At 32.8% G+C, this 12243-nt stretch carries 7 protein-coding genes; 6 read left to right on the forward strand and 1 reads right to left on the reverse strand.

Going from position 1 to position 12243, the window contains the following annotated elements:
- The first annotated feature begins 26 nt into the window (after positions 1-26).
- The 3 genes from Q0873_RS16710 (at position 27) to Q0873_RS16720 (ending at position 8571) form a co-directional block, all read left to right on the forward strand.
- Positions 27-2726: a TonB-dependent receptor gene (locus tag Q0873_RS16710; RefSeq protein ID WP_299109518.1), complete on the forward strand. Its 2700-nt coding sequence runs from the start codon at positions 27-29 to the stop codon at positions 2724-2726.
- Between the two features lie 135 nt (positions 2727-2861).
- Positions 2862-5510: a TonB-dependent receptor gene (locus tag Q0873_RS16715; protein WP_299109521.1), complete on the forward strand. Its 2649-nt coding sequence runs from the start codon at positions 2862-2864 to the stop codon at positions 5508-5510.
- Between the two features lie 346 nt (positions 5511-5856).
- Positions 5857-8571 carry a TonB-dependent receptor gene (locus Q0873_RS16720; protein WP_299109524.1) on the forward strand — a complete coding sequence of 905 codons (2715 nt, stop codon included), beginning with the start codon at positions 5857-5859 and terminating at the stop codon, positions 8569-8571.
- A gap of 67 nt (positions 8572-8638) precedes the next feature.
- Here the strand turns inward: Q0873_RS16720 and Q0873_RS16725 are convergent, their stop codons facing one another.
- The gene (locus Q0873_RS16725) at positions 8639-8989 is read right to left on the reverse strand and encodes a 4Fe-4S dicluster domain-containing protein (protein ID WP_299109527.1); all 351 of its coding nucleotides are present in this window, start codon (positions 8987-8989) and stop codon (positions 8639-8641) included.
- A gap of 71 nt (positions 8990-9060) precedes the next feature.
- Between Q0873_RS16725 and Q0873_RS16730 the strand changes: the two genes are divergently transcribed.
- The 3 genes from Q0873_RS16730 to Q0873_RS16740 are packed head-to-tail and all read left to right on the forward strand — an operon-like array spanning position 9061 to position 12242.
- Positions 9061-10122: an acyl-CoA reductase gene (locus tag Q0873_RS16730; protein WP_299109529.1), complete on the forward strand. Its 1062-nt coding sequence runs from the start codon at positions 9061-9063 to the stop codon at positions 10120-10122.
- Between the two features lie 51 nt (positions 10123-10173).
- The gene (serC, locus tag Q0873_RS16735; RefSeq protein WP_299109531.1) at positions 10174-11238 is read left to right on the forward strand and encodes a 3-phosphoserine/phosphohydroxythreonine transaminase; all 1065 of its coding nucleotides are present in this window, start codon (positions 10174-10176) and stop codon (positions 11236-11238) included.
- Between the two features lie 53 nt (positions 11239-11291).
- Positions 11292-12242: a D-2-hydroxyacid dehydrogenase gene (locus tag Q0873_RS16740; protein ID WP_299109533.1), complete on the forward strand. Its 951-nt coding sequence runs from the start codon at positions 11292-11294 to the stop codon at positions 12240-12242.
- Position 12243 lies beyond the last annotated feature (1 nt).

Below are 12243 nucleotides of genomic sequence, written 5' to 3' on the forward strand. Positions count from 1 at the left end.
TAATTAATTATACTTTTAATAGATAGATGTATAAAAAATACGCGCGCATATTTATTATTTTCTTAGCGGTATTATTCATACATGTTGAACCCTCTTTTTCCCAAAAGAAAAAGAACAATATTAAATTAGTTAAACTATTAGAGGAGCTTAGTAAAAAACACAAGGTATTTTTTACCTATAACTCAACACTTTTACAAGGAAAATTTATAAATGCTGCTCTTTTTAAAAATACTTCTCTTGAAGAAAGCCTTTCTATCATAGAAAAAAAGACTTCTTACTCGTTCGATGATTTAGGAAATAATTATTTTGTAATGTATTCCGATCAAAAAACGAAACAACCTTCCTTATCTCCAAAAAAACAACAAGTACTTACCCGTCCCTTAGAACTTTCATTAAATGAAGTGTTAATTACAGGAAACAGAGCTAAACCTCGAACGATATTAAACTCTCCAGTTCCTGTAGATAACTTTAATATAAAAGAACTAAGAAACAGTGGAAAAATCACCCTAGATAGGATGCTTACGTTTACAGTACCATCTTTTAACTCACAAAATCAAGCTATTTCCGACGCTACTGCTCATTATGATCCTTCAGACATTAGAGCATTAGGTCCTAGTAGAATGCTAGTATTAATCAATGGGAAAAGAAAAAACAAGAGTGCTCAAGTATACTTAAACCGTACTCCAGGAAAAGGTGAAGTAGGTATTGATTTAAATAGTATTCCTATAGCAGCTATTGAGAGAATTGAAGTTTTAAGAGATGGAGCCTCTGCTCAATATGGGTCAGATGCCATAGCTGGAGTACTAAATATTATCTTGAAAAAAAATACTTCAAGCACTACTTTTAATGCCATTACAGGAATAACTTCTCAAGGTGATGGATTGAATTATTCTATAGATTTCAATCGTTCTTTCAACTTAAAGAATAAAGGAATTATCAACTTAACATTAAGTTATTTCAACCAAAAACATACAAATAGAGCGGGTACTCCAGGTATTTCTGATCTTCCAGACACTCCTTTAGACCACTGGGTATCTTGGGCACAAGAGAATCCAGACTTAGGAATGATTGTTGGACAACCAAATATGATCAAAAAAGATTTATTCGTAAATCTTGAACAACCAATTGGTCAAAACAAAACCCTTTATTCCTTTCATGGTTTTAATTTAAAAAACGGAAAAAGCTTTGCATACTATAGAGCTCCATATTGGAGACAAGACAATGTTGGTAATTCAGGTTTTTTGTCGGATCCTGATGAGTTTATAGGTTACCGACCTACTTTCGAATCAAAAATCAAGGATTTCACCAATGTTCTTGGAGTTAATTTCCAAATAAAAAATGATCTTAAAGCAGATATAAGTATTACGCACGGGTTAAATAGTATTGAATACACTGTAGACAACTCAGTGAATATTGATTATTTACTTGATCACGGAAGCTCTCCCAGATTATTTAAACCAGGCGGGTATATGTTGAGAAACCTAATAGGTAACCTTGATTTCAATGGAATTCTTTCAAAAAAAATAAGTTTTGCTTCGGGGATTGAGTACAAAAAAGAATTCTTTACAAGTACTCAAGGAGATCCATTCTCTTATTACAAAAGAGGTTCAGATTCATTTGCTGGTATTAAACCTAGTGAAGCAGGTACATGGTCTAGGAGCAATATTGCGGGTTATGCCCAACTTGATTATGACACTAGCAAAAATTTTTTAATTGGTTTTGCTGGTAGATATGAACATTTTTCAGATTTTGGAAGTAATTTCTCCTGGAAAATAAACAGTCGATACAAACTAGGTGACCAAGGTGTACTTAGAGCATCGTACAATACAGGTTTTAGAGCACCTTCTTTACATCAAAGATATTTAACCAACAGCCAGTACATTCCTGTTGGAAACTCTCCTACACCACTTCTTCAAAGAACCTTAGCAAACGATGTTATTTCAGCAGAATTGGGCGTTTCTGGTCTGTTTGCAGAAACTTCTGAAAACCTATCTGCTGGAATCACTTATAAATTTAACTCTAAGTTTTCCGCTTCTCTCGATTTTTATCAAATTAAAATACATGACAGAGTCTTATTTTCTTCTCAAATAGCTAGTATCGATGGAGTTCTTGATGGTTCTGATTCTGTTGAACAAATCTTAATAGATAATAATGTAAATGCAATGCAGTTTTTTATCAATGCTGGAGATACTAGAACCACCGGTGCTGATATAATTGTTAATTACAAAAATATTCCTCTAGGTAAAGGAAAACTAAATTTTAGTTTTGCTTCAAATATTAATGAAACTACATTCAAATCTGTCAAAACCCCGCAAAAATTAGCAGAGAATGGATATAATATTTTTGATCGACAGGAAAGAGGGTTAATTACCAACTCCAGACCTAAATCAAAAATACTGTTGGGAATTAACTACAACTGCGATAAATGGGATATTTTATTTAATAATACCCGCTTTGGTCAAGTTACTATTACAGCACCAGAATCTGGGGGAATCGATCAGGATTTGTCTTCAAAAATAGCTACAGACGTAGGTATCATCTATAAGTTTTCTAAACACATCCAACTACATACAAGTCTAAATAATATTTTTGATGTTTACCCAGATAAAACTTTAAGATCTACAAACACCAACCAAGCTGCAAATCGTTTTATGTATTCTTCAGAAGTACAGCAACTAGGACAGTTAGGTGCTAACTTTAACTTTGGGATTAATTATACTTTTTAGTTAAAAAACTACACACTTATTTGTTTTTTTCTAAAAAAAATAAAAATAAATGAGTATACAACTTCAAACACTTTCTTATTGGTAATATACAACGAAGGGATTAAAGCCTTCTTATTACTAATTTAATACTTACTTATGAAAAAACTTACATTGTTCATTTTTTCAGTTCTTTGTAGTGGTTTTATGCTTGCACAAACCAACATATCAGGAACTGTAAAAGATAGTAACAACGAAGCACTACCCGGTGCAAATGTTATCGAAAAAGGTACCACAAATGGTACCAATACCGATTTTAATGGTGAATTTAGTTTGACTGTTAAAGAAGATGCAATCTTAGTGATCAGTTTTGCGGGATTTGATACGCAGGAAATTCCTGTAAATGGAAAAACAAACTTTGCTATTGTACTTAAAGAAGGATTACAACTTGAAGAAGTAGTAATTACTGGAAACAGGGCTAAACCAAGAACTATTTTAGATTCACCAGTACCAATTGACAATATTGATATTGCAGATCTACAAAGCAGTGGTAAACCAACTTTTGATAGGATGTTAGTGTTTAAAGTTCCATCTTTCAATTCTCAAAACCAAGCTATTTCAGATGCGACTGCCCATTACGATCCAGCTGATTTAAGAGGTTTAGGTCCAAGTAGAACCTTAGTTCTTATTAATGGTAAACGTAAAAATCAAAGTGCTCAGGTATATTTAAATCGTACTCCAGGAAAAGGAGAAGTTGGTGTTGACCTTAAAAGTATTCCAACTGCTGCTATTGAACGTATTGAAGTACTTAGAGATGGTGCTTCTGCTCAATATGGTTCTGATGCTATTGCAGGAGTTTTAAACATCATCTTAAAGAAAAACGTTAAACACTCTACGTTTACTTCTAAAGCAGGTATTACTTCTGAAAAAGATGGATTTAATTTTTCTGCCGATTATAATACCGCTTTTGATTTTGGTGAAGGTGGTTTTGTAAATGTAACTTTAGGTTATTTTAAACAAGACATTACCAATAGAGCTGGTAAAGTTACTGATGTAGGGACTACTCCAAGAGATATTGCATGGTTAGCAGCAAATCCAACTGCTAAAATGACCGTTGGTCAGCCCGAAATGGAAAAAGCAGATTTATTTGTAAACCTAGAGCATCCGTTAGGAGACAATGCTTTATTATATTCTTTTCATGGATATACAACGAGAACAGGAAAAAGTTTTGCTTACTATAGAGCTCCATATTGGAGAAATGATGTAGCAAATGCAAACTTTATTACTGGAAATCCAGATAATTTCGATGGATACCAACCTACATTTGAAACAGAAATTAATGATCATATAAATTCAGCCGGAATTAAATATGATTTAAGTGATAAATGGAAAGCAGATGGTAGTGTTACCTTTGGATCTAATGATGTATTTTATACTGTAAACAATTCGGTAAACAGACAATATTTAGCTGATCATGGTACTTCACCTAGAACATTTAAGCCAGGAGGTTATAGACTTACCAATGTTATTGGAAACTTAGATATTTCTGGAATTTTATCAGAACAAGTTAGTGTTGCTACTGGTATTGAATACAAAAGAGAAAGTTATAGAGCTTTTGAAGGAGATCCTTTTTCATACTATTTATCTAGTGATCCTGCAGTAATCGCTTCAGGTGTGCCAGGAAATTCAGATTCTTTTGCAGGTATCAAGCCAGAAGAAGCTGGATTTTGGAGTAGAAGTAACTTTGCTATGTACGGACAAGTAGACTACGACATTACCAAAGACTTTTTATTAGGTGCTGCATTGAGATACGAAGATTTTACAGATGCAGGTGATAACTTCTCTTGGAAAGTTAATGGACGATATAAAATTGGAGATAAAGGAGCTATTAGAGCTTCATACAGTACTGGATTTAGAGCTCCTACTCTACACCAAACACATATTACATTAAGTCAATATATTATTGTTGCAGGATCTTCTGAGCCTTTATTACAAGGTACATTAGCAAATAATAATCCTGCGGTACAAGCATTAGGTGTACCTAAATTAACTCATGAGATTTCAAAAAACATCTCTGCTGGAATTACATATAAATTTAATAAAGATTTTTCTGCTTCTGTAGATTTCTATCAAATTAAAGTATCTGACAGAGTCTTATTTTCTTCTCAAATTGGTTCTGATGGAGACAACACAACAACCAATCCTGTAGAACAAATACTAGAAGACAATAATGTAACCGCAGTACAATTTTTTATCAACGCCGGTGATACAAAAACCGTTGGTGGAGATATTGTTTTAAACTATAGAAATTTATTTGAGTTTGGTAACGGAAAAATAAATGCAAGTTTAGCTGCCAATTTTAACAAAACTACTATTGATGCTATTGCAACTCCAACCGTGTTAGCTAATTCTGGTTACAATATATTTGATAGACAAGAACAAGGTTTAATTACAAATTCTCGTCCAAAATCTAAGTATATTTTAGGACTTACCTATGTAGGTGAAAAATGGGATGTAACTTTAAATAATACACGTTTTGGAGAAGTAATTGTCACTGCTCCAGAGTCTGGTGGAATTGACCAACCTTTATCAGCAAAAATATCAACTGACCTAGGGTTAGTATACAAGATTACAGATAAGGTTAGTATCAATGGAAACATAAACAACATTTTTGATGTATATCCAGATGTAACATTAGCTTCAACAAACACTGCTCAAGCTGGTTCTAGGTTTATTTATTCATCAGAAGTACAACAATTAGGACAATTAGGTACCAATTTTAGTATTGGTGTTAATGTTCAATTCTAGAAAACACAATTTATAGTTTGAATTAATGTTTCGTTTAGAACGTCTTAACAATACAAATGTTAAGGCGTTTTTTACTTTTTGTTTACCTCCTAAAAAGGCTTTCTTAAATGAAGACTCGTACCATGTTTATGATTTTTATACTCGAGATTCTTAGCTCCTATTTTCTATTATAACATCATAAATAACTTACTCATAACAAAACAATTAAACTAAATTTACTTCCTTTTAGAAAAATTGTATATTTATAAAAATCAAAATAAAAGAGTATTAACTTCTTTAAATAGTCTTATTGCGTATGAATAATATTTTTTAATCCAAACTTTTTATACTAACCAAAAACTTACACATGAAAAAACTTACATTATTACTTTTCGCATTGGTATATAGTAGTTTTATTTTTTCACAAACTAAAATTACTGGTACTATTAAAGATGCTAATAACCAAGCATTACCAGGCGCAAATATTATTGAAAAAGGAACAACCAATGGCACCAACTCCGACTTAAACGGAGCATTTAATCTAACGGTGAATGAGAATGCTATTTTAGTAATTAGCTTTGCAGGATTTGACACTCAAGAGATTCCTGTTAATGGAAAAACAAACTTTGCTATAACGCTCCAAGAAGGTCTTGAACTTGATGAAGTAGTTATCGTTGGATCTAGAAACCCTAAAAGAACTGCTTTAGACACGGCTGTACCAATTGATGTAATTGATGTTCAAGAATTAGCTACCATAAATGGAAAGGTAGAAGTTAACGACATTTTACAATATGCTGCACCTTCTTTTAATGCTACAAGACAATCTGGATCAGACGGTGCAGATCATATAGTACCTGCCTCATTACGTGGTCTAGGACCAGATCAAACACTTGTTTTAATTAATGGTAAAAGAAGACATCAATCTTCTTTAGTTAATATTTTTGGTACAAGAGGACGTGGAAATTCTGGTACCGATTTAAATGCTATACCTGCCGCAGCTATTAAAAGAATTGAAGTACTAAGAGATGGAGCTTCCGCTCAATATGGTTCTGATGCCATTGCCGGTGTTATAAATATTGTTTTAAAAGATAATACAGACGGCGTTTCAGGTAGTATTGGATACGGAATGTATAGCACAGCTGTTGGTGACGGATGGGCTGAAGCTACTGGAGAAACTCTTTATAATGTTGAAGGTAAAAATAGACTTGATGGTAGAGATAGAAGTTTTGACGGAGGAACTACTAAATTAGATTTGAACTACGGAGTAAAATTAAATGACAACGGTGGATTTGTTAACTTCACCACAGAACTTCTATCTAGAGAACGCACCTTAAGACCAGGATTTTCATGGAGAAAAGGATATGGTAGTGCTGCCTTAGACGGATTCAACTTTATGGTTAATGCTAGTTTACCTATTTCAGATAAAACAGAAGTTTACGCCTTTGGAGGAAGAAATTATAGAGATACTGATGCCTATGCTTTTACTAGAGGTGCTGCTTACGAAGATCAAAGAACTGTTGCCAGTTTATATCCAAATGGTTTTACCCCAAGAATTACTTCTAATATTACAGATATCTCTGTATCAGCTGGAATCAAACATGAGCTAAATAATGGTTGGACTTTAGACTTTAATAATACCTATGGTAAAAATAACTTTCACTATTATATAAAAGATACCAACAATGCTACTTTGGTAGATGCATCTCCTACTGACTTTAATGCTGGAGGACATAATTTATCTCAAAATACTACTAGTTTAGACTTTAATAAATACTTAGAGAATGAATTAGATGGTATTAGTTTAGCTTTTGGTTTAGAGTTTAGAACAGAAAACTTTACCATATTCGCAGGAGAAGAAGCTTCATATGCTACCTATGACATCAATGGAGAACCTGTTAATAATAATACACCAGCTTCAGACTTAGTAATATTTAGAGATGCCAATGGTAATCCTATTTTAGATAATGGAAATGTAATCCCTAGATCGGGAGGTTCTCAGGGATTCCCAGGGTATAGTCCAGACAATGAAGTAGATCGAAGCAGAACAAATGTTAGTTTATATTTCGACTCAGAATTTAACTTTACGAAACAACTATTATTAGGAGCTGCTGTTCGTTTTGAAAATTACAGTGATTTTGGAAGTACCTTTAACTTCAAACTAGCCTCAAGATATAAAGTTAACGATAATCTGTCTTTTAGAGGTTCTATTTCTTCTGGATTTAGAGCACCTTCTTTAGCACAATTATATTACAATCTAAAATTCACAAACATCGTAAACGGAGCATCTGTACCATCTCTTTTATCAGCTAACAATAGTACTGTAACCAAAGCGTTTGGTATTAGTCAATTAAAAGAAGAAACAGCATTTAATGCTAGTTTAGGGTTTACTTATAAAGTAGGCGGATTTACTGCAACCATTGATGCATATTCTATTACAGTAGATGATCGTATTATACTTACCGACAACTTTGATGCATCTGGATTAAATTTAGGTGTAGATGCAGCTCAATTCTTTGCTAATGGTGTAGACACTAAGAATCAAGGGGTAGATATTGTTCTTACCTATAAAAAATCTTTTGGAGATCATAAAATAACAGCAGGTTTAACGGGTAATTTTAATGAATTAGAAATTAAAAAAATCAACAACGGAAACCTTAACAGATATACTTTCTTTAGTCCTTTTTCAGAAGCTTATTTAAAAGCTGCCGCGCCAGATCATAAATTTGGATTGAACTTAGGATATAACTATAAGAAGTTTGGTGTTAACCTTTCTCTTACGAGATTTAGTGAAGTTATATTACAAGATTTTCAATGGGTAGATTCTCCTCCTACCAATGCTGCTGAAGCTGAAGCTTTATTTGCTACCGCTACAGATGTATATGAAGGAGCTATTACTGCTGACCTAAGTTTTAGTTATAACTTTACTGATAAGTTAACGTTTACAATGGGTGGAAACAATATATTTAATAGATATCCTACTCCTCAGTTTGATGGATGGACAGATCAAGGTGGTTTGGCTGACTCTGTTCAAATGGGTTCTGATGGTGCTTATTTCTTTGCAAGACTAGGATTTAAATTATAAAAAACAATCGCCAATAAAAAAACCGAGCAATTTGCTCGGTTTTTTTATTATTCAATGAATATATATATTATTCGTTATGCATAAAACGTTGCTTCGCTAATAGCTCTTCATCCGTTTCTACATTATCTTCATCTGGTACACAACAGTCTACTGGACATACAGCCGCACACTGAGGTTCTTCATGGAATCCTTTACACTCTGTACATTTATCAGCTACAATGTAGTATATCTCATCAGAAACTGGCTCTTGCTCTTCTTCTGCATTCGCGTTTGTTCCATTTGGTAATACTATATTTCCTTCTAAATCGGTACCATCTGCATACTTCCACTCATCTGCTCCTTCGTAAATAGCAGTATTTGGGCATTCTGGTTCACATGCTCCACAATTTATACACTCGTCAGTTATTATAATTGCCATAGTATTTCTATATCGGTTTATGTATCTTTGCAGCGCAAAAATAACGCCAATTTAATTTAGAACCAAAATAAATGGAGGTAACACAGAGCAGAATAAACGCTTTTGTCAAGTTAGGTGATTTCTTAAGTCAATTTTCTCAGGAGAAGATTGAAAAAAAAGATGCTATAGAGCATAATGATTTGTTTTTTGATGGATTCAAACATCAATTAAAACTAGCAGAAGAGAACAATACATGGTTTACCAAAGAAAACTTATTGTTTTCAATAGAAAATTGGTCAAAAGCTTTAACACTTTCTAACCTTTCTTCTTGGGTAGCAAATGAATCCTTGGGAAATAATGAGGCTAAGAATGTAGCCATTATTATGGCTGGAAACATTCCACTAGTTGGTTTTCATGACTTTACTTCTGTGTTAATTGCTGGACATTCTGTAGTTGTAAAACAATCTTCTAACGATAAACATTTACTTCCTTTTTTAGCCAAATATTTAGAGTATGTTTCTTCTGAATTGAAAGGTAAAATCGTTTTTACTGAAGGGAAACTAGAAGCTTTTGATGCTGTTATTGCTACAGGAAGTAACAACACTGCTCGTTATTTTGAACACTACTTTAAAGATAAACCAAGCATCATTCGAAAGAATAGAAACTCTATTGCTATTTTAACAGGAAATGAAACAGAAGAAGATTTTAAGAACTTAAGTGAAGATGTGTTTCGTTATTTTGGTTTAGGTTGTCGTTCTGTTTCAAAATTATTTGTTCCTAAGAACTATGATTTTGATAATTTCTTTAGAGGTATGTATAACCGAAAGGAAATTATTGATAATGTTAAATACGCTAATAATTATGACTATAACAAAGCGGTTTATTTAATGAGCGAATTTGACATTTTAGAAAATGGTTTCTTAATGATCAAAGAAGATAATAGTTACGCCTCTCCTATTGCATCTATTTTTTATGAATATTATGATAATGCAGATGATTTAAAAATAAAACTTTGGGAAGAAAGAGAGCAAATACAATGTGTAGTTTCTAAAGATTTTATTGAAAATGAAATTGCTTTCGGACAAACACAGCATCCAAAACTTTGGGATTATGCAGATGGGGTAAACACCTTAGAATTTTTAGCTAAAATTTAAGCGAATCCTCATAGGATAATTTGCATCTTTGCCTTTCAACAACTCAACAATATGAAAAAACATAATTTTAGCGCAGGTCCTTGTATTTTACCAGAAAGCGTACTTCAAAAAGCTTCTGAAGCAGTTATTGATTTTAACAATGATAACTTATCGTTAATTGAAATTTCTCACAGAAGTCAACCTTTTGTAGATGTTATTGAAAAAGCAAGAAGCTTAGCCTTAGAGTTATTAGGATTAGAAAATAAAGGTTATAAAGCATTGTTTTTACAAGGTGGTGCTAGCATGCAGTTTTTAATGACTGCTTATAATTTATTAAACAAAAAAGCAGCCTATTTAAATACAGGTACTTGGAGTTCTAAAGCTATCAAAGAAGCAACCTTATTTGGAGAATTGATTGAAGTTGCCTCTTCTAAAGATAAAGGCTTTAGCTATATTCCTAAAAATTATGAAGTACCAAGTGATATCGATTATTTTCACTGTACTAGTAACAATACTATCTATGGAACTCAAATGAAAAGTTTTCCAGAAACTTCAGTTCCTTTGATATGTGATATGAGTTCAGATATTTTTTCACGCCAGTTAGACTTTTCTAAGTTTGATTTAATCTATGCTGGAGCACAAAAAAACATGGGACCAGCTGGGGCGACTTTAGTTGTGGTAAAAGAAGATATTTTAGGAAAAGTAGAACGTCAAATTCCTTCTATGTTAAACTATCAATTATATATTGAAAAAGAGAGTATGTTTAATACACCTCCTGTATTTTCGATATATGTTTCTATGTTAACTTTAGAATGGTTAAAAGATTTAGGAGGTATTGAGTTTATAGAAAAAGTAAATGAGCAAAAATCGGCATTATTATATAATGAAATAGATCGAAATCCATTATTTAATGGAGTTGTAAATAAGGAAGATCGTAGTCATATGAATGCTACGTTTACCTTAACCAATGAAAATTTAAAAGAGAAGTTTGACACTTTATGGAAAGAAGCCAATATTAATGGTTTAAACGGACATAGAAGTGTTGGAGGCTATAGAGCCAGTATGTATAATGCATTACCTTTATATAGCGTACAAGCTTTGGTAGATGTAATGCAAGAGTTAGAAAGAATCGCATAAACTAGTTGTCTTTATAAAGTTAAGGGTTTATAAAGACCAATATTAGAAACAAAATGAAAGTATTAGCAAACGACGGGATTTCTAAAAAAGGAATAGAAGTTTTAGAAAAGTCAGGTTTTGAAGTAATAAACACTAAAGTTGCTCAAGAGCAATTAGAAAACTATATAAATGATCATGGCATTGATGCCGTTTTAGTTCGTAGTACAACGCAAATACGTCAAGAATTAATTGAAGCTTGTCCAAGCATTAAGTTAATTGGACGTGGTGGTGTTGGTATGGACAATATCGATGTAGAGTACGCACAAGATAATGGTGTATTTGTAATTAATACTCCAGAAGCATCAGCCAATTCAGTTGCAGAATTAGTATTTGCTCATCTTTTCGGAATGGTACGTTTTTTACACCAAGCCAATAGAGATATGCCTTTAGAAGGTGAACTTCGTTTTAAAGCACTTAAAAAACAATATGCCTCAGGAATTGAATTACGTGGAAAAACTTTGGGTATTATAGGAATGGGAAATATCGGACATGAGGTGGCAAGAATAGCCTTAGGTGTTGGTATGAATGTGGTTGCTTCAGATATCAATGTTGAAACGACTTCTGTAACAGTTCCTTTTTTCAACGGACAATCTATTGATGTTACCATTGATACGGTTCCTACAGAAGAAGTATTAAAAGAGGCTGACTTCATTAGTTTACATATTCCTGCTCAAGAAGATTATTTGTTAGCAGCGGATCATTTTGAAATGATGAAAGACGGTGTTGGAATTATTAATACTGCACGAGGTGGCGTTATAGATGAAGTAGCATTGGTAAGTGCTATCGACAGCGGAAAAGTGAAATATGCTGGTTTAGACGTTTATGAAAACGAACCTACACCAGAAATTCAATTGTTAATGAATCCTGATATTTCATTAACACCGCATATTGGTGCATCTACTCTAGAAGCTCAAGAACGAATTGGTGTTGAACTTGCAAAACAAATAGTAGAATTACTTTCATAAT

The organism is uncultured Tenacibaculum sp. (assembly GCF_947498805.1).
Classification (GTDB): Bacteria; Bacteroidota; Bacteroidia; order Flavobacteriales; family Flavobacteriaceae; genus Polaribacter.

Bases quoted from the DNA above. Each gene is read 5' to 3' on its own strand.
- Q0873_RS16710 (WP_299109518.1), top strand. From the start codon at position 27: ATGTATAAAAAATACGCGCGCATATTTATTATTTTCTTAGCGGTATTA.
- Q0873_RS16715 (WP_299109521.1), top strand. From the start codon at position 2,862: ATGAAAAAACTTACATTGTTCATTTTTTCAGTTCTTTGTAGTGGTTTT.
- Q0873_RS16720 (WP_299109524.1), top strand. From the start codon at position 5,857: ATGAAAAAACTTACATTATTACTTTTCGCATTGGTATATAGTAGTTTT.
- Q0873_RS16725 (WP_299109527.1), bottom strand. From the start codon at position 8,989: ATGGCAATTATAATAACTGACGAGTGTATAAATTGTGGAGCATGTGAA.
- Q0873_RS16730 (WP_299109529.1), top strand. From the start codon at position 9,061: ATGGAGGTAACACAGAGCAGAATAAACGCTTTTGTCAAGTTAGGTGAT.
- serC (WP_299109531.1), top strand. From the start codon at position 10,174: ATGAAAAAACATAATTTTAGCGCAGGTCCTTGTATTTTACCAGAAAGC.
- Q0873_RS16740 (WP_299109533.1), top strand. From the start codon at position 11,292: ATGAAAGTATTAGCAAACGACGGGATTTCTAAAAAAGGAATAGAAGTT.